Consider the following 17,905-nt stretch of genomic DNA (forward strand, 5'->3'; position numbering starts at 1 on the left):
CGCGTGCAAGCGTTGAAAAGGAGTAAGTGCGTTTCATGCCATTAAATACGCGAGACTTAGCAGCACAAACGCTGCTGCTGATGGCGGCGGCAACGCTTCTAGTGATGGGGTGTGCGGGGTTAATCGGCTGGATGATGTTCCCGGGCATTCTGGTAGGGCCCATGTTAGTGCCCGACGCATCTATCGTCACGGTACTGATTGGCAGTGCTCTGTTGGCCACGCTTTTTCACGCTGCCGTTGTCAGGCTCGCCAGCGCAGCGCTGTTATCCATACTGCTGATATACACCTTATTACACAACCAGCTGGATAACGGCGTTAGCGCCTCCTTGATAACCGGCGAGTCGCGCATGACGTCGCTATCTGCCGTCATGCTTTTGCTGATTAATCTCTGCTGTTGGTTGGGTATTGCGCCTTCCCGTAGCCGTGTGGTTTGGCGCACGGTGGGGCTGGGCCTATGGCTGTTTGGTGGCGTTGTCATCGTGTTGATGTGGCAAGAAAGCGTTGCTTATCGTCCGCCTTTTAGCTCGTCACCCCTTGCCGCACTGGTGTTTGTGTTTCTAACCGGGACGGCTCTGCTGGTGGCCAGTTGGCGCGAGCGCTCTAAACGCTTAAGCCCAGGCAAACACACGGTGATCGTCGCGCTGGGGGGCGTCGTGATCAGTTGCCTAGCCTGGCTGTTTTTGAGCATCAACCAGCGCAATGAGATTGAGCAGCAGGCTGGCTACTTGCTTGATAGTGTTCAACTCAATGCTGATCAGGTGATGACTGCGCGGTTACAGCTAATGCAGCGAATGGCAAATCGTTTGGATGTAGTACCCGCTGAGCAGGGGCTGGTGCTACATGAGAGTGACGCACAGCGCTATTTCCTTGATACGCCCAGCTTGCAAGCCATCGCGTTAGTGAATGCCCAGAGCGAGGCAGTGTGGTCACAAGGGCGTAGCAACGACGGTGATGCGTGGCTACTAGCGCAGCTGAACCAGCCCTCGGTTCAGTCGTGGCTAGCCGTGCCCTTTAGCCGCCCCCGTTTATTTCAGCCCGATGAGACGCAGAACAGCGTGGTGATGATGGCGGTGCCCATCGAGAGCCGTGAACAGCAACTGCTGGCGGCATTTGACCTGCGCACGCTACTAGGCCATGAGCTGAGGCTAGGCCTGGGGCCTTTTCAGGTGGGGATAAACCGCGGGGCCGAAACACTGATGGTGCTTCATCCCGCTGGTTTTAGTGCGAATGAGGCGCTGGCGCCTGGTCAGGCAATAGTGTCGCGCCATGTGGGGCTGCCCGGTGGCATAAACGTAACGCTCCATGCGTATCCCGGCGAGCATCATAATTGGTATATGGTCGGCGTCATACCGGTGGGGGTGGCCCTAGGGGGGCTATTGCTGAGCTGGCTGCTGGCGTTTAGTGTGGGCGTCGTCATCGTAAGCATGGGCCGTACGAAAGAGCTTTCCCTGGCGCGGGAATCATTAGAGCAAAGCGAACAGCACTATCGCTCTTTGTTTATACATCACCCCGATGCAGTGTTTTCTCTCAATGCCGAGGGGCAGTTTGTGACGGCGAATAATAGCTGTGGCGCCATCACCGGCTATACCAACGCTGAAATTATTGGCCAGCATTTTAGGCATTTCATCGAGGTAGCTGATGTTGAGCGTGTGGGTGAATATTTTAAACATGTGGTAACGGGCAACAGTGCTCGGTTTGAGCTCACTCTTCGGGATCGTGATGGAGAAGCGCATCTTCTCGACTTAGTCGCCTTACCGATTAGTATTAATGGTAGTTTTGTGGGCGTGCACTGTATTGCCCAGGACGTGACCGCCAGCCGTGAACAGCAAGTCCGCTTAAGAACCCTTGAGCGTAGTGTGGAAGCCAGTGTGAACGGCGTGCTCATTGCGGATGCTAGCCTGCCCGATACACCGATTGTCTATGCCAATAAGGCATTTACCAGGATGACGGGCTACTCTCAGGAAGATGTGATTGGCAAGAACTGCCGTTTTTTACAAGGGCCTGATAGTGACCCTGACGTGGTGGCCCAGCTCAGGCGCGGTATCAAAGAGCAGCGCGAAACGCACGTTACCATCTGCAACTACCGGCAAGACGGTACTCCCTTTTGGAATGAACTCTATATATCGCCCGTACGAGATCAAGAGGGAAAAGTCACACATTTTGTGGGCATTCAGCACGACATTTCTCAGCAGAAAGCGTCTGAGGCGCGCTTATCTTACTACGCGAGTCACGACGATCTAACGCGGCTTCCTAATCGCATGCTGTTTGAGGAAACGCTGTGTAAGCAATTTGCGCTAGCCAATACGCATCATCAGCGCATCAGCGTGCTGTTTGTTGATTTAGATGATTTCAAGCCGATTAACGACAGCCTAGGCCATGCGGTAGGAGATCAGGTGCTGGTGGAAGTGGCCCAGCGCTTACGCGATACGCTTCGTCAAGAGGATACGGTGGCGCGTTTGGGGGGCGATGAGTTTGTCCTGCTGCTGACCAACACGCCCCATGAGGCCCAGGCAGAAGAGGTTGTTGAACGTTTGTTGCTCGCTTTGGCAAAGCCTTACTGTATCGAAGGGCGCGAGCTTCATTTAAGTGCCAGCGTTGGTATCGCGATGAGCCAACCAGACACCCCACAACCGCACACGTTGATACAACAAGCCGATATCGCCATGTACCGGGCCAAGCAGCAGGGCCGCAATGCTTACGCTTGGTTTCATCACAACGGCAACGATATCGCCAGCGAACGGGTTACGCTACGCAATGACCTGCAAGACGCTATTGAGCACCAAGCGTTTGAGCTCTACTACCAGCCGATCTTTAACCGCGATGGTCAAATTGCCAGTGTAGAAGCCTTGCTGCGCTGGCCCCATCCTATCCAGGGCTATATCTCTCCCGAGCGATTTATCCCGCTGGCAGAAGCGACGGGGCAAATTATGCCCATTAGCGAGTGGGTGCTGAACCGCGCGTGCAGAGATATGCAGCAGTTACATGATAAAGGACTGGGAGCCATATGCGTTGCGGTGAACTTGTCTCCTCTACAGTTTCATCGCGCGAGTTTCCTGGAGACGCTGGGCGCAACGCTTAAAAGTACCGAGATGCCGCCAGCCCAGCTAACGCTGGAGCTAACCGAAGGTATCTTGATGGATAATACGGCGAATGCCATTGATACGCTGCACTCGATACGCAGCATGGGGATCCGCGTCTCCATTGATGATTTTGGTACTGGCTTTTCAAGCTTGAGCTACTTAAAGCATTTGCCGATTAGTGCCGTTAAAATTGATCGCAGCTTTATTAACGAATTAACCCATCGAAACGACGATGCCGCCATTGTCCAGGGGATTATTTCCATGGCGCACCACTTAGGATTAAGCGTGGTAGCCGAAGGCGTCGAGACCGATGAGCAGTATCAACGGCTACTGGCTTACCAGTGCGATTTTTTCCAAGGCTTTGGATTAGCAAAACCAATGCCGCTATCCGCGTTGGAAGATTTAATCACCGTTCATGCGGTTTCCTCAACCGACATGCCTTAGCGAGTGGATATGGTAACGGCGTTACACCCAGCGGCAGCGACTTCGTGGTACCTCTACTTACTCGAGTGCAAACGCGGCACCTATGTCGGGATTACCAATAATCTGGCCAAACGCTACCAAGCACATTGCGACGGTAAAGGCGCACGCTACACCCGAGCGAACCCGCCCATTGCACTGCTGGGCGCGCAACCCTTTCCCAACCGTGCCACGGCCAGTCGGGCAGAGTATCAATTGAAGCAGCAATCGCCTTCGCAAAAACGCCAATGGGCCGCCCAGTGGCCGATTGGCGATTCTCCCTACTCGGCGTTGGATAGGTAACCTTTTTATCTGACCGAAGAGCTTGTCTACCGAACCACCGTCACAGTGCACGCTGCTTGGCGCACAACATTCAGAGCGGTGGATCCCATAAAGTGGTCGGGGAAGCCGGGGCGGTTCGATGAAATGACGATACAGTCGACGCCGTTGCGTTTAGCAAACTTAACCACCTGATGGGCGGCGTTGCCTTCCACAACATGAATTTCATAGCTTTCGTTGCCAATTTTCTTACGAATACCGTCCTTAATGCGCTGCGCAGTGGTTTCGCGGTAATCACTAGGCAGCGATGGAGCTATATAAGGCGGAATACGTTCCATCACCGAAATAATCTGTATGGTGCTGTCTTCATCTGCCAGCTTGCGTGCCACTTCGATTTTTTGCAGAACATTGGAGTTATTATCTGCCGCCGTAGTGATTAGGATGTTCTTATACATAATGAGTGCCCTCAGGTTGATAGGCAGTGGTGCGAGGCGACAGCTCGGCCGCCTCTAGCCTCGTGTTGGTCTGGTCGGTGGAGATCTACTTCGCTAGCTCGGCTTGCGGCAGACTTTCGGTGTATGGCTGGTTATAGGTATTGACTTCGTTACGCTCGCCTTCACGCCAAATGCAGATATTGAACAGGCCGTACACAATGGCAATCACTGGAGTGATAATGGCGAGGAAGGTCCAGCCCATGTAATCCCACGCGGAGACGTCCAACACGCCCATGTAGTAAGCACCGCCCAGCCCCCAAGGAACTAGCGGCGAAGTAACCGTGGCCGAGTCCTCACAGGTGCGCGAACATACCGATGGCAGGATTTTGAGTTTGCGATAGGCGGGTACAAACATGCGGCCCGGAATAATAATGGCAATATACTGGCTTGCAGAGAACAGGTTGGTGGCTAATGACGAGAACACATGGGTAACGATTAGCCCGCGTGAATTACTGACCAGTTTGCCCATCTTTTCCAATAAGACTTCGAGCATGCGGGTCTTCTCCAGCAGGCCACCTAGGCTAAGCCCGATAAAGCCTAGCGAGATCGTCCACATCATGCCTTGCAGGCCGCCACGGCTAAGCAGGCTATCGACGGCTTCAACACCGGTTTCCGAGACATAGCCGTAGTTCATGTAATTCATCATGCTGCCCAGCCCGACATCTTGAGTGGCGATGGCAAGTCCTGCCCCCAATAGGCTGCCAATGACCATGACTGCCAGAGCATTGATGCGCCGATAGGCCAAAACAACCACTACTAATGGGGGCAGGAAAGCGAGCAAACCCACTGAGAAATTATCGCTAATGCCTGATAGCAGCTCAGCGGTGCGTGAAATATCCGCACCTTCGCCGTCAAACTGCATGCCAATAAAGAAGAACAGAATAATAGTAATGATGAGCGCAGGCCCGGTGGTGTAAAACATTGAGCGGATGTGATCGAACAGATTAGCCTCGGCAACCCCAGCGGCGAGGTTGGTGGAGTCTGATACCGGTGAAATCTTGTCACCAAAGATAGCGCCGGAAATAACCGCGCCCGCGGTCATTGCTGGTGGAATGCCTAGCCCGCTGCCGATACCGATAAAGGCCACGCCGAAGGTGGCGGCGGTGGTCCATGAGCTACCGGTGACCAGTGAAGCAACGGCACACACGATGACAGCTGTGGCAAGAAAGTAAGAAGGGTTGATTAACTGAAGACCATAATAGATCAGTGAGGGGATTGTGCCGGAGGCAATCCAGCTGGCCACTAACACGCCGACCATCATTAAGATCAGCATGGGGAGCATGGCAATTTCACAGCCATACAAAATACCTTTCTGAACATCCTGCCAGCTGAAGCCAGAATATAGTGCGATGATGGCGCAGACCACAATGGCGAAGATCAGCGAGATATGGGTAACCCAGTCTTCACCCAGTAAAAAGATCTGCGCAAACATCATGAAGCATAAGAAACCGATGCCAATAATGGCCCCCAAAAACGAGGGGCGTTTATTTTCGTCGTTCGTTGTTGTTGACGTTGTCGTCGACATTATTGTTCTCCTTATAAGGAGTTAGTGTTGTTTACCGCCTGGTTAAACGGCGTCCAGTTGCTCTAACGTTCTAAAATGATGGCGATGCCTTGCCCACCGCCGATGCAGGCCGCTGCGCAGCCATAGCGCTGTTGGCGGGAGTGAAGAAGTCGGCTAAGTGTGCCAGCGAGGCGGATGCCGGTCGCGCCTAACGGGTGCCCCAGTGCCATGGCGCCGCCCCAGATATTGACGTTCTCAGGGTCAATCGAAAGCTCACCCATGGCATGCAAAGGCACTGCGGCGAAAGCTTCGTTGATTTCCCACACGCCGATGTCCTGCGGTGTCAGTTGAGCCTGTTTCAGCGCGCGACGAATGGCGGCGGCGGCACCGGCGCCCATCTCCTCTGGCTTGACGCCGCAGTCGGCGATGGCCACAACGCGTGCCAAGGGGCTAATGTCGTGCTGGCGCAGGGCAGATTCCGACATCAGTAGCGTGGCGGCGGCACCCGAGGTCAGCGGCGAGCTGTTGCCTGCGGTCACGGTGCCGCCTTGCATAAATACCGGGTCCAGCCCTGCCAGGCGCTCAGCGCTAGTATCCGCGCGGATATTGCTGTCCGCGCTAACCGGTTCGCCCGCCGCGTTGTTCAGGGTCAAACGCTCAGCGTCAAAGTGACCTGCTGCGTTGGCCTTGGCGGCACGCTGGTGGGAGCTGAGGGCGAGGGCATCCATTGCCTCACGCGAAATACCCGCTGCTTTGGCCAGCCGTTCGGCGGTCAGCCCCATGTTGAGCACCACGTCGAGCGTCAGCCAGTCGGCTGTTTGCAGCGCTTGAGGGCTGGTCAGCACGCCTTCTTTAAACAGTGCCGGGCCCATGGGTACGCGGGTCATATTTTCCACGCCGCCGGCCATGCCAACCTCAACCGCGCCCGCCTGAATCTCCCGTGCGGTGTTGCGTAGGGCGGCAAGACCAGAGCCACATTGCTGATCAATTTGACGGGTTGCGCAGCCCTGGCCATGTGCTCCCAGCCGCTGGGCAAGCCACAGGGGATAACGTCCCCCAAAGCTCCACTGCTCTTTCACTGGCAGTGCGCAGCCAATGCTCAGGTCTTCCACCGCCGCGCCGTCAACGCCGCTACGTGCTAATAAGCCATCGAGCACGCTGGCCAGAAGGGCATCGCTGCGGGTGTCGGCCCACGCATCGACCTCGGGTTTGCGGGGGTGCGCGCGGCTGAAGGCGCTACGCGCATAGTCGGCGAGATAGACATCTCTCATGAGTGGGTCTCCTGGTTGTCTGCCATGCGCGCCCAGCGGTGGATGAACAGGGCATAGGTGGTTAGCACGTGGCGGATCGAGTCGATGTTGACGCACTCGTCTACACCGTGAATGCGCTGAGCAATTGGGCCGTAGCAGGTGCCGTTGATCTCGCCGGAAACGTGGAAGGCCCTCAGGTCAGTGGTGCAGGTGGACAGATAGTGAGCAGGTGGTTCGCCCAATAAGGCTTCGTGGCACTCCGAGAGGAGCCGGATACCAGGGGTGTCGAGATCGACCACATGCCCTTCGGAGCGAAAGCCGTGGAAGCTGACCATTGGTGGAGGTGTCGCGTCGTCAAGCTCGGCGTGGCGGGCCATCAGTGTATCGCGAACCCGCTGCATGGCATCCTCCGGTGACATGCCGGGCGGGAAGCCAACACGCCCTTCCAGAATGGCGTGGGCGGGCACGCTGGAGGCCCAGTTGCCCGCATCCACACGGCCAACGCTAAGGTTGAACGGGTGAGGATGGTCAACGTAGAGCGCTGGCCGAGGTAAATCATTCATTTCGGCTTCCAGCGCTTTCAGTGTGGGCATATATGCCTGCAAAGACTCAATCGCATTGCGCCCGGCGGAAGGGTCAAGCACGTGAGCGGGCACGCCATCCAGGCGCATGCGGAACCACAGTACGCCCACCTGACCGGCGTAAATCTGGGCACCGAACGGTTCTGGTATCAGCACGAAGTCACCGGTAAAGCCTTGATGAAGGCAGGCTAACGCGCCGTTGCCGGTACACTCTTCTTCAATCACGGTTTGCAGGGTAAAGGGAAAGTTAATCTCGACGCCTGCCTGACGCACCGCTTCAACCGCCATGACCATAGCGGCAATCCCCGCCTTCATATCGCCCGCGCCACGGCCATACAGCCAGCCATCTTGTTGCCACGGCTCCCAGGGGGGGCGGGTCCACATATCAATGGGTTCGGCAGGCACTACATCGAGATGGCCGTTGAACACTAAATGTGGGCCTGGCGCGCCGGGGTTTAAGTCTGAAATGACATTGTAGCGGCCGTTGCTGGGCCACTCAGTGGGGGCGCGATGGGGGTGCTCCTCAAAGCCTGGGGCATCCAAGGGTACACGGGTCACTGGCAGGCCCAGGCGCTCAAGGTGGCGCTCCATGGTGTCCAGCGCACTCTGTTCCTGGCCGAGTACGCTATAGCCCCGCACCAAGTCACTGGTCAGTTCCAGGGTGTCGTCCATCAAGGCATTGCAGCAGGCAAGGATGCGTTGTTCGGTGGCGTCGAGCATCAGAATCTCCCTAAACGTGATTCATCAATCAGCAGGGGGGCGTCGGTAGCTTCGAGCAGCGCTTCAACGCTCAGCCCTTCGGCGATTTCTACTACCTCAAGTCCTTCCGAGGTCACATCCATCACGGCTTTCTCGGTGATAATGCGGGAAATACAGCGGCTGGCGGTCAGGGGTAACTGGCAGCGGGTGAGAATCTTGGGGTTGCCGTGCTTGTCGTTGTGGGAGCACAGCACCACCAGTCGGGCGACTTTCTGGGCCAGCTCCATGGCGCCGCCAATGCCAGGCGAGAATTTGCCAGGAATTTTCCAGTTGGCCAGGTTGCCTTCCTGATCCACCTCGAAGGCGCCCATAAAGGTAACGTCCACGCGACTGCGGCGGATCATTGCAAAGGATGTGGCGCTATCGAACACGCTAGCCCCCGCGCGGGTGGTGATATACGCGCCGCCGGAGTCAATCATGTCGATATCGGGCGCTTCACCTTCTTGGCGGGGGCGGCAGCCCAGCACGCCGTTTTCGGAATGCACTAGGACATTCATATCATCGGGCAGGTAGTGGAACAGCCGTGTTGGCAGCCCGATCCCCAGGTTGACGATCTGGCCGTCGATGACTTCAAGGGCGGCGCGGGTCAACATACGCTGCTGATCAGAAAGCATGGGGGCGAACTCCTTGCTGGCTGGACGCGCGGTCGACCTGCACCACATGACCGACAAAGGCACAAGGCGTATGAATGGTGTCGATAGGCAGGTCGCCGGGTTGGTCGATACGGTAGGTTTGGGCAATCACCCGCTCGGCAGCCATGGCCATTAAGGGGTTGAAATTGCTGGCCGTAGCGCGATAGATCAGGTTGCCGTAACGGTCGGCTCGCTCGGCATGAATGAGAGCAACATCAGCCTGTAAGGCAGGCTCAATCGCCCAGGTGCAACCTTCCACACTGATTTCTCGACGGCCTTCGGCAATTTCCGTACCGATGCCGATATCGGTAAGAAAGCCGCCATGGCCAACGCCTGCACAGCGGATTTTTTCAGCCAACAGCCCCTGAGGATGAAAAATGACCTCCATCTCGCCAGCATTCATGGCGTCAATGGCTGTTCGGTTGAGGCCTAAGTGAGAGGTGATCAAGCGCTTTACACGGCCTGCCTCAATTAGCTTGCCGATACCGATACCGGGTTCATTGGCATCGTTTTTAATCAGCGTCAGGTTGCGTTGACCGCTGGCGAGCAGAGCGTCGAGCAACGCAAACGGCGTGCCCGGCGAGCCAAAGCCGCCCACCATGATGGTCGCGCCATTAGGAATCTCGGCGATGGCCGCGTCAATATCACAGGTTTTGTGGTTTAGCAGCGTCATGGTGTTAAGCGCTCCCGGGAAGGTTGTGGGGGCAAATCAGAGGCGGTGAGCGCTTGATCAAAACGCGCCATGGCACGCGCTAAGCGTTCCAGCAGGGTGTCGACTTCCTCGGGCTGAATGGTCAGCGGCGGGCAGACCAGGAAATGATCACCGGCCACGCCATCCAGAGTGCGGCGAGGGTAGATCAGAAGACCTTCCTGTTTGGCCAATGCGGTGATTTGGGCAAAGCGGTTTTGCTCGGCAGGGAAAGGCTGGCGCGATTCGCCATCAGCGACCAGTTCGACGCCCCATAACAAGCCAGCACCGCGCACATGGCCGACCCAGTCGTAGCGCTCGGCAAGCTTGCGCAGCCCTGCTTCCAGCTGCGCGCCACGCTGGCGGGTATTTTCCAGCAAATCTTCGCGCACAATGGCCTCAAGCACGGCCAGGCCAGTAGCGCAGGCCAAAGGGTTGCCAGCATAGGTGTGGCCGTGTTGGAAGCCACCGCTGGCCATGACCGTTTCGACGATAGCGCTGCGGGCGAGCATCGCGCCAATGGGGTAGTAGCCCGCGCCCAGTCCCTTTGCGGTGACCAGGATGTCCGGCACCACATCGTAGTGCTGGCAGGCAAACCAAGTGCCAGTTCGGCCCACGCCGGTGAGCACTTCATCGGCAATCAGCAAGCAGCCGAATTCATCGCATAAGGCACGAATGCCTTGCAGGTAGCGTTTGCCTAATAGCCGTGCACCGGTGCTGGCACCGCCGATTGGCTCGATGACAAAACCAATCAGTGATTCAGGACCAGCGGCTTCCATGGCGGCGCGGGTCTCTGCCAGGATGCGGTCAACGTGAGTGTCATCATCACACTCCTGATGACGATAGAAATCCGGCCCCGGCACTTTGATGGACGCATGGGTCATGCTGGTGAAGGGCGCTTCCAGCGGCTGATAGCCGGTCATGCCCAGTGCCCCCATGGTGCTGCCATGATAAGACGGGCGCAGCGATACAAAGCGCTGGCGCTGAGGCTGACCAAGGGCGAAAAAGTATTGCCTTGCCAGCTTTAGGGCCGACTCCACTGCCTCGGAACCGCTGGAAATGAAAAACACCTTGCCGAGTTCACCCTCAAATAGCTCGACTAGCCGATGGCCAAGCGCAACGGCAGGGGCGCTTTCAAACTGAGTGCGATAGGTGAAGGCCACCTTATCCATCTGGGCGAGCATGGCGTCACGAATATCCTGTCGGCCATGACCAAGGTTGCAGGAAATAGCCCCGGAGCAGCCATCCAGATAATCCTTGCCCTGGGTATCCCAGAGCATAACGCCATCAGCGTGGCTGACTTCCGGCAGGGCAGGACCTGCCTGGTAGAACAGCGGAGAGTCGGTCATCACGTTTTCCGTTTTTTATGGTGTGGTGAAAAATCTCACTTGCAGTCTAGGTAGGCTTGTTACTATATTTCAATATATGATCGTTTTTCGAATATCAATGAGTAAAAGTCATGCCTGAAGTCACCATTAACTCGTTGAAAGCATTAGCAACTTTCAAGACGCTGTATGAAGTAGGTAGCGCTTCAGGGACGGCACGCCTGCTTGGCATGACGCAATCGGGAGTGAGTCGTTCGCTGGCGCAGCTTGAAGAGAACCTGGGGATCCAGCTCTTTCTACGTGAAAAAAATCGCTTGCTAGCAACGCCTGAAGCACGCGAGCTGTACGATGAGATTCTCAGGCTGATGGGCAATATTGAAGAGCTACGCCATAGTGTGTTGGCGCTAAAGGAGTTCGGCACATCACGCTTGAGAATTGCCGCGATTCCCGGGCTATGTTTTGGCTTTGTGCCCCAAATAGTCGCTGCGTTACTGGCTGAAAACAGCCGAATAAGTATTAGTCTGGATATGATGTCGAGCCACGATGTACAAACAGCGGTGGAATCAAGCCATGCGGATATCGGCTTTATTACATTGCCAGCGACGTCTCCTCAGCTCTTAACAGAAACACTGCTGGTGACAGAAGCCGTGGCGCTGGTGCCTGACAAGCTTGAATTAGCCACGCGTGAGGTGGTTGAAGTCAGTGATTTGCGTGGTCAACATTTAGTGATCAGCAACCAGCCAAGTGTGAGTACGAATCCGCTACTGGAGCTTGTCGCCGAGCATGGGGTTAAAATTTCAGGTAAAACGGAAGCTAATATCGGTACCATTAGTGCGTTGGTGGCTAATGAGGTGGGTGTCACGGTGATGAACCCGATTACTGCGAAAGATCAGCTGTCGCGCCACGACCATGTCAAAGTGCTGCCTTTTATGCCTGCGTTGTCGTTTGGTTTTGGCATTGTTTATCGCCCAGAATGGCATGAGTCTAAAGTGTTGGCGTCGCTTAAGCACAAAGCGAAAAAGGCGCTTATGAATTACTAACGTTAAAAAATTATTTCGATCGATTAGCAGTTATAGTACAGACATAGGGCGTTACGTCTTGCCTTGGCTATGCCCGGGGGCCAGGAATATCCCGAAGATGACAGTTGCACCACAATCGGGCAATCTAACGCCCTTTTTCGCCAGTGCTAATGGGCGGAGTTCATTAAATTTCAATCATCATTCAGCATGGAGTGCAGTGTGGCAGTTTATGGCGGTATTCAGGCGCATGAATTGGAACGCTGGTTAAATGCATTAACCAACGCGGCCTATGATCGACGCTGCCCACTTTCCAAAGTGCACGGTGGCAACGCCCGCGCCCGCACTGCTCGCCAGGACTTGCTGCATCTCGCCCACGCTTTCCGTAGCGGCGAGCGTATCCGCGATGACGTGGCCGCTGGCTTAAGCCGCTGGTGCCAACATTATCTGACAGAAGCAGAGTGGTATGTGCTGGTAGGCGGTCACAAACCGGCGACCTTCAAACCTTCTTTAAATACAGATGCGCCGGCTCCCGCTCAGCAGCCAGATGACCAAGATGCGCTGGACGTGCTCTATCAGCACCGGGTGGGTTAACTTGCTCCATCAAGCGCTGTTACAATGGATAAATGAACAGTGCCTCTGTCGCGTCAGCGACCGCCTCCCTAGATGACCCTTTCTACTACCTGACGAATTTTCGTTACGTATTGGCGTGGGTAGAAGCCCGCCATCACGATCTCTTAAGCGCTGCTGAGCGCGACGCGATTCATCATTTTGAGACGTTACCCCAAGCCTCTCAGGCGCTATTGGTGCGCATGGTGATGCGCAAAGGGGAATTGTTTCGTCTGGACAAACTGGCCTATGCGGAAATTGGTGATACCGAGCAGGCCTTGGCGCCATTGGTCGCGTTGGGCTGGGTGGACAGCGCACCTAAGTTAAGCAGTCGCGAGCTATTTCGCCTGTTGCGACTGAGTGAACTGCGCCAAGCATTGGCAGGCGAAATCACCCGCGCAGGGCTAGCCCGCAACAGCACGAAAGCGGCGCTTCAAGCAGCACTGGAAGGGTCGCTACAAGCACCCGCCCCCCTTCAGCAGTGGTGGCCAACGGCGTCGACGCAGATTGTTCGGCTAACGATAATGGCGCTTTGTGACCGTCTTCGGCTGATGTTTTTCGGCAACCTGCGCCAGGACTGGGCAGAGTTTGTGCTAACGGAGCTGGGCCTGCAGCGCTTTGAGCAGGTGCCGATTACCGCCGCATCACGCGCGTTCCAAAGCCGCGATGAAGTGACTACTTACTTAACGCTGCACCGCCTGCGGGAACGCCTGGACGACGGCGAGCCACCTAACCTGCTGGCGCAAGAAGTACCCGCTGCGTTCGGCAATCGATGGCTAGACGCCCGTCGTTCGCGGCTGCTGCTTAACCTCGGTCGCACGGCAGAGCGCAGCGGTTACGCGGAGCTGGCGCTTTCACTTTACGCTGAGTCGAACAACAGCGAGGCACGCATCCGCAGGTTGCGGGTATTGGAGCGTCTGCGTCGTTATTCTGAGGCCTATCAGCTCACCATCAGCGCGCTGGACGCGCAGCCAAACGACGGTGAGCAGCAAGCGCTTAGGCGGCTGTTACCGCGTTTGGCGCGTAAATTGAACCAGCCTGTGCCTCATGTCGCTCACGCGGCTGATGCTCCGACCTACGAGCTGGAACTCCCTGGCCCGCAGCCGGTGGAGCGCGCCGTTGCCGAGCACCTTTCCACCTCAAAGGCCCCTGTGTTCTATGTGGAAAACAGCCTGCTTACCGGGCTGTTTGGCTTACTGCTCTGGCCCGCTATTTTTAAACCGTTGCCAGGGGCGTTTTTCCACCCGTTTCATAGCGGACCAGCGGATTTATACCGCGAGGATTTTGTCTCTCAGCGCCAAGCCGATATTGACGCTTGTCTGGCAGAGCTGGATAACGGTGGCTATCAGGAGACGATGCTTAGTGCATGGCATGCTAAGCAAGGTATTACCTCGCCGTTTGTGCACTGGGGAATCGTCCGTGAGGATCTGCTAACGCTTGCGCTTACGTGTTTGCCTCCTGCTCATTTGCGTGCTTGCTTTACGCGGCTGCTCGATGATCTTAAGCATAACCGAGCGGGGCTGCCTGATCTGATTCAGTTGATGCCGGATGCACCTCCCGGCGAACCACGCTACAAAATGATAGAAGTGAAAGGCCCAGGAGACCGGCTGCAGGATAACCAACGCCGCTGGATCGACTTTTTTTGCCGCCACGGCATGCCCGTTGAGGTATGCCACGTGCGCTGGCAGCAAGCAGGGCATCAATGAATCGCTATCGGGTAGCGGTGCGTACGCTGTGTGATTTCACCGCACGGGAGGGCGATCTTGATCACCGCTTTACGCCAGCCCCCAGCGCTCAGGAAGGTATCGAAGGGCATGGGTTAGTGGCTAGCCGCCGGGGCGAGGATTACCTGGCTGAACTGCCGCTTTCCGGTGAGTATCAGGCGCTTCGCGTGGCGGGTCGCGCTGACGGCTTTGACCCCAGCGCTAACCGGCTGGAAGAGGTTAAAACCTATCGTGGCAATCTAGATCGCATGGCCGCCAATCAGCGTGCGTTGCACTGGGGGCAGGTGAAAATATATGGCGCGCTGCTGTGCGCCGAACGGCATCTTGAGCGTTTGACGCTGGCCTTGGTGTACCTGGACATCGCTAGTGGCCAGGAAACGCTGTTGACCCACGAGGCTAGCGCGGCTGAATTGCAGGCGTTTTTTATCGATCAATGCCAGCGCTTTTTGGCCTGGGCGGAGCAGGAGTCTGCCCATCGCCAGCGCCGCGACGCGTGGCTGGCGACGCTGACGTTCCCCTACCCAGGTTTTCGCCCTGGGCAGCGCCCGTTGGCGGAAGATGTCTATAAAGCCGCCAGCACCGGGCGGTGCCTACTGGCCCAAGCGCCTACCGGTATCGGCAAAACCCTTGGCACGCTGTTTCCAATGCTCTCTGCAATGCCCCGTCAGCAGCTGGATAGAGTGGCCTTTCTGACGATGAAAACCCCAGGCCGCCGCTTGGCGCTGGATGCATTAGCCCGCCTGGACGCTCCCACTCAGCCGCTGCGTGTGCTGGAGCTGGTGGCCAGGCAAAAAGCCTGCGAATACCCAGGTACCGCTTGCCAAGGCGATGCTTGCCCGTTGGCAGCGGGTTTTTATGACCGCCTGCCTGCCGCTCGTCAAGCCGCAGTGGAACGTCGCTGGCTAGATCGTGACGGACTGCGTGAGATGGCGCTTGCCCACAGTGTGTGCCCGTATTATCTAGGTCAGGAACTCGCCCGCTGGGCCGACGTGGTGGTGGGCGATGTGAATCACTGGTTTGACAGCCATGCGCTGCTGCACGGCTTGGCCTACGCCAACGACTGGCGGGTAGGTCTGTTGGTCGATGAAGCGCATAACTTAGTTGAACGAGCGCGGGACATGTACAGCGCCGAGCTGTCTCAGCAGCGCTTGAGCCGTTTGCGGCGCCGTTCACCCCCCGCGCTTGCCAAACCGCTTGCTCGGGTGGGGCGGCAGTGGCAGGCACTAACGAAAGAAGTGACCACCGACGCGGCGACATCGAACCACTACCATTTACTGGCGGCGCTGCCCAACAAACTGGTGGGTGCGGTGCAGACCTTGGCGGGCGCGATCACCGATTATTTGGTTGAGCACCCTGACGCCGCAGGCGTTGAGCTTCAAGAGCTGCTGTTTGAAGCGCTGGCTTTCTGCCGGTTGGCGGAGCGGTTTGGTGACCACTCGTTGTGCGACCTTGCTATATATGGCCGAGGCGACGCAGTGCTGGGGCTGCGCAATGTCATTCCTGCTGATTTTTTAGCGGTGCGCTTCAAAGCGGCGCACAGTGCAGTGCTCTTTTCAGCCACGCTGACCCCGTTTCACTACTATCGCGATTTACTCGGGTTACCGGAAAACAGCGTGTGGCGGGAAGTGGCCTCACCGTTTGCCGCCCGCCAGTTGGAAGTGCGTATTCGCGCCGATATTTCCACGCGCTATCATCATCGGGAGGCCTCTGTGGTGCCGATTGTGGATGCCCTGGCGGATCAGTATCAGCGGCAACCTGGCCACTATCTGGCGTTTTTTAGTAGCTTTGCTTATCTGGAGCAGGTGATGGGGCAGTTTCAGTACGCACACCCCGGTGTGCCAGTGTTTGCCCAAACCCGAGGAATGCAGGAAGCCGAGCGCGACGCCTTTCTGGCACGCTTCACCCCAGGCGGTAAGGGCATCGGCTTTGCCGTACTGGGCGGGGCTTTCGCCGAAGGAATCGATCTTCCTGGTGAGCGTTTAATCGGCGCGTTTATCGCTACTTTAGGCCTGCCGCCGTTTAACGACTTTAATGAAGCGCTGAAAGCGCGCATGAACACCCGTTTCGGTCAGGGTGATGACTACACCTACCGCATACCCGGCATGATCAAAGTCGTGCAAGCCGCTGGAAGGGTGATCCGTAGCCCTGACGATAAAGGGGTGGTGATATTAATGGACGACCGTTTTGCCCAGGCCAAAGTGCGCGCCCTGCTGCCACGCTGGTGGGGGCTAGCGCCCTAGGGGATTGCCAGCGTGTACCCGGCATTTTTTAAGCGTGCGGCGATGGCTGCAATATGGGCAGGGCCAACCTCACAGCAGCCGCCGACCACCGTTGCACCTTGCTTTACCCACTTAAGCGCGTAATCGGCATAGGCCTGTGGGCCAAGATCCTCTCGCGCCGTTAATGTATCCACGGTGCCCCCTGGCTGAAGCGCGGCGATAGAGGTAAATCCGTTGGCAAAGCCACCGAAGGGAATATTGGCAGCTGCCAGCACCTCCATTGCTGTGGTAATGGCTTCGGGTACAGAGCAATTCACGAGTATTTTCTCAGCGCCTGCGGCCATTGTCGCCTGTGCCGCGTCAGCCAAAAGCTCGCCAGAGCGCAAGCGTGTGCCATCACTGTCATCGACGGTAAACGCTGTCCATACTCGCGTGTTGCGCTCAATCGCCGCCATCGTCGCAGCTCGCGCTTCACGCGCCAGCGACATGGTCTCACAAATGAAAAGATCCACCCCCGCCTGGGCGTCCACTAACTGGCGGTAGCTGCTCAGGCAGGTGGTATCATCAGGCACTGCCGTGTGATGGTAGCTTGCCACCAGAGGCGGCAGGCAGCCAGCAATCGCTACAGCGCGGCCGCTCTCTTCCCGCGCCTGTCGAGCAGCGGTCAGCGCCGCCTCATGTAACGTTGCGAACAGCGCTGGGTCGCCGTCCCGTGCTAGCCGCTGGGGGGTAACGCTGTAGTTGTTAAGCGTGATGATGTCTGCCCCTGCCTCGATGAAGTCGCGGTGGGCAGCAATGACCAAGTGCGGTTCATCGCGCATGACCTGTGCCGACCATAAGGGCGAGGCGGGGTAGCGGCTACGTCTGCGCAGTTCCTGGCCCATGCCGCCATCGAGCAGGGTTATCTGGCATTCTTTAGCAATCATCTACGCATACCCTTTTAGTGGTGCATCGTGACGACTCGGCCACTGATGCAGTGCTTAACGAGACTAGGTCTTAATGGAGGCCATTTCAAACCTGTCTAGCGTTACCTCCACCGAGGTGGTCGGCTTAAACCAAAAACGGCCACTAGCTGTGTTAGCTAAGTGGCCGTTTTCTGTAATTTTTGGTCGGAATAGCAGGATTCGAACCTACGACCTCTGCCTCCCGAAGGCAGCGCTCTACCAAGCTGAGCTATATTCCGAAGGTTGTTAAAAGCGTGCTGGGCAGTGTTTAACAACGGAGCGAATCATACGCAGGCGAAGGAGTTTTTTCAAGCCCCTTTTTACGCGCTGTGTTGCTTTGTG

14 protein-coding genes and 1 tRNA gene are annotated in these 17,905 nt (G+C 56.8%); 6 read left to right on the forward strand and 9 right to left on the reverse strand.

What is annotated here, in order from left to right:
• Positions 1–35: 35 nt before the first annotated feature.
• Both LG301_RS01265 and LG301_RS01270 read left to right on the forward strand, forming a co-directional pair.
• Positions 36–3,524 carry a putative bifunctional diguanylate cyclase/phosphodiesterase gene (locus tag LG301_RS01265; RefSeq protein ID WP_404472724.1) on the forward strand — a complete coding sequence of 1,163 codons (3,489 nt, stop codon included), beginning with the start codon at positions 36–38 and terminating at the stop codon, positions 3,522–3,524.
• 9 nt (positions 3,525–3,533) lie between these two features.
• On the forward strand, positions 3,534–3,842 hold the full coding sequence (locus LG301_RS01270; RefSeq protein ID WP_404472726.1) for a GIY-YIG nuclease family protein: 309 nt from the start codon (positions 3,534–3,536) through the stop codon (positions 3,840–3,842).
• Positions 3,843–3,868: 26 nt separating this feature from the next.
• On the opposite strand, the gene LG301_RS01275 is transcribed toward LG301_RS01270, so the two are convergent.
• The 7 genes from LG301_RS01275 to LG301_RS01305 all read right to left on the reverse strand — a co-directional run bounded on the left by LG301_RS01275 (position 3,869) and on the right by LG301_RS01305 (position 11,075).
• A complete protein-coding gene (locus tag LG301_RS01275) occupies positions 3,869–4,273 on the reverse strand; it encodes a universal stress protein (RefSeq protein ID WP_404472728.1) in 405 nt (134 codons plus the stop codon).
• A gap of 85 nt (positions 4,274–4,358) precedes the next feature.
• Positions 4,359–5,837 carry a Na+/H+ antiporter NhaC gene (gene nhaC, locus LG301_RS01280; RefSeq protein WP_404472729.1) on the reverse strand — a complete coding sequence of 493 codons (1,479 nt, stop codon included), beginning with the start codon at positions 5,835–5,837 and terminating at the stop codon, positions 4,359–4,361.
• Between the two features lie 62 nt (positions 5,838–5,899).
• Positions 5,900–7,087: an acetyl-CoA C-acyltransferase gene (locus tag LG301_RS01285; protein WP_404472731.1), complete on the reverse strand. Its 1,188-nt coding sequence runs from the start codon at positions 7,085–7,087 to the stop codon at positions 5,900–5,902.
• On the reverse strand, positions 7,084–8,367 hold the full coding sequence (locus LG301_RS01290) for an ArgE/DapE family deacylase (RefSeq protein ID WP_404472733.1): 1,284 nt from the start codon (positions 8,365–8,367) through the stop codon (positions 7,084–7,086). Before LG301_RS01290 ends, LG301_RS01285 begins: the two co-directional genes overlap by 4 nt.
• Positions 8,367–9,020 carry a 3-oxoacid CoA-transferase subunit B gene (locus tag LG301_RS01295; RefSeq protein ID WP_404472734.1) on the reverse strand — a complete coding sequence of 218 codons (654 nt, stop codon included), beginning with the start codon at positions 9,018–9,020 and terminating at the stop codon, positions 8,367–8,369. Before LG301_RS01295 ends, LG301_RS01290 begins: the two co-directional genes overlap by 1 nt.
• Positions 9,010–9,711, reverse strand: a complete 702-nt coding sequence (locus LG301_RS01300) for a CoA transferase subunit A (protein ID WP_404472736.1) — start codon at positions 9,709–9,711, stop codon at positions 9,010–9,012. The genes LG301_RS01295 and LG301_RS01300 overlap by 11 nt, the downstream gene beginning before the upstream one ends.
• The gene (locus LG301_RS01305) at positions 9,708–11,075 is read right to left on the reverse strand and encodes an aspartate aminotransferase family protein (RefSeq protein ID WP_404472738.1); all 1,368 of its coding nucleotides are present in this window, start codon (positions 11,073–11,075) and stop codon (positions 9,708–9,710) included. The genes LG301_RS01300 and LG301_RS01305 overlap by 4 nt, the downstream gene beginning before the upstream one ends.
• Before the next feature lie 110 nt (positions 11,076–11,185).
• On the opposite strand from LG301_RS01305, the gene LG301_RS01310 reads away from it, so the two are divergent.
• From LG301_RS01310 to LG301_RS01325, 4 genes are all read left to right on the forward strand, one after another.
• A complete protein-coding gene (locus tag LG301_RS01310) occupies positions 11,186–12,091 on the forward strand; it encodes a LysR family transcriptional regulator (protein WP_404472740.1) in 906 nt (301 codons plus the stop codon).
• A gap of 198 nt (positions 12,092–12,289) precedes the next feature.
• Entirely contained in the window at positions 12,290–12,661 is a 372-nt protein-coding gene (locus LG301_RS01315; RefSeq protein WP_404472742.1) for a hypothetical protein, read from the forward strand.
• A 32-nt stretch (positions 12,662–12,693) separates the two neighbouring features.
• Complete coding sequence (locus LG301_RS01320; RefSeq protein ID WP_404472744.1) at positions 12,694–14,382, forward strand: VRR-NUC domain-containing protein; 1,689 nt, start codon at positions 12,694–12,696, stop codon at positions 14,380–14,382.
• Positions 14,379–16,640, forward strand: coding sequence for an ATP-dependent DNA helicase (locus LG301_RS01325; protein WP_404472745.1), 2,262 nt, complete (start codon positions 14,379–14,381; stop codon positions 16,638–16,640). The genes LG301_RS01320 and LG301_RS01325 overlap by 4 nt, the downstream gene beginning before the upstream one ends.
• On the opposite strand, the gene LG301_RS01330 is transcribed toward LG301_RS01325, so the two are convergent.
• Positions 16,637–17,545 (reverse strand): homocysteine S-methyltransferase family protein, encoded by a 909-nt coding sequence (locus LG301_RS01330; RefSeq protein WP_404472747.1) that lies wholly within the window; start codon positions 17,543–17,545, stop codon positions 16,637–16,639. The two genes, LG301_RS01325 and LG301_RS01330, sit on opposite strands and share 4 nt — an antisense overlap.
• Positions 17,546–17,725: 180 nt before the next feature.
• A tRNA-Pro gene (locus tag LG301_RS01335) sits at positions 17,726–17,802 on the reverse strand.
• Between the last annotated feature and the right edge of the window lie 103 nt (positions 17,803–17,905).

The organism is Vreelandella venusta (assembly GCF_044809155.1).
Taxonomy (GTDB): domain Bacteria; phylum Pseudomonadota; class Gammaproteobacteria; order Pseudomonadales; family Halomonadaceae; genus Vreelandella; species Vreelandella venusta_B.

Excerpts from the sequence above, each read along its gene's own strand:
- LG301_RS01325 (WP_404472745.1), top strand. The coding sequence starts at position 14,379 with ATGAATCGCTATCGGGTAGCGGTGCGTACGCTGTGTGATTTCACCGCA.
- LG301_RS01320 (WP_404472744.1), top strand. The coding sequence starts at position 12,694 with ATGAACAGTGCCTCTGTCGCGTCAGCGACCGCCTCCCTAGATGACCCT.
- LG301_RS01300 (WP_404472736.1), bottom strand. The coding sequence starts at position 9,711 with ATGACGCTGCTAAACCACAAAACCTGTGATATTGACGCGGCCATCGCC.
- nhaC (WP_404472729.1), bottom strand. The coding sequence starts at position 5,837 with ATGTCGACGACAACGTCAACAACAACGAACGACGAAAATAAACGCCCC.
- LG301_RS01330 (WP_404472747.1), bottom strand. The coding sequence starts at position 17,545 with ATGATTGCTAAAGAATGCCAGATAACCCTGCTCGATGGCGGCATGGGC.
- LG301_RS01295 (WP_404472734.1), bottom strand. The coding sequence starts at position 9,020 with ATGCTTTCTGATCAGCAGCGTATGTTGACCCGCGCCGCCCTTGAAGTC.
- LG301_RS01265 (WP_404472724.1), top strand. The coding sequence starts at position 36 with ATGCCATTAAATACGCGAGACTTAGCAGCACAAACGCTGCTGCTGATG.
- LG301_RS01290 (WP_404472733.1), bottom strand. The coding sequence starts at position 8,367 with ATGCTCGACGCCACCGAACAACGCATCCTTGCCTGCTGCAATGCCTTG.
- LG301_RS01285 (WP_404472731.1), bottom strand. The coding sequence starts at position 7,087 with ATGAGAGATGTCTATCTCGCCGACTATGCGCGTAGCGCCTTCAGCCGC.
- LG301_RS01305 (WP_404472738.1), bottom strand. The coding sequence starts at position 11,075 with ATGACCGACTCTCCGCTGTTCTACCAGGCAGGTCCTGCCCTGCCGGAA.
- LG301_RS01310 (WP_404472740.1), top strand. The coding sequence starts at position 11,186 with ATGCCTGAAGTCACCATTAACTCGTTGAAAGCATTAGCAACTTTCAAG.
- LG301_RS01270 (WP_404472726.1), top strand. The coding sequence starts at position 3,534 with ATGGTAACGGCGTTACACCCAGCGGCAGCGACTTCGTGGTACCTCTAC.
- LG301_RS01275 (WP_404472728.1), bottom strand. The coding sequence starts at position 4,273 with ATGTATAAGAACATCCTAATCACTACGGCGGCAGATAATAACTCCAAT.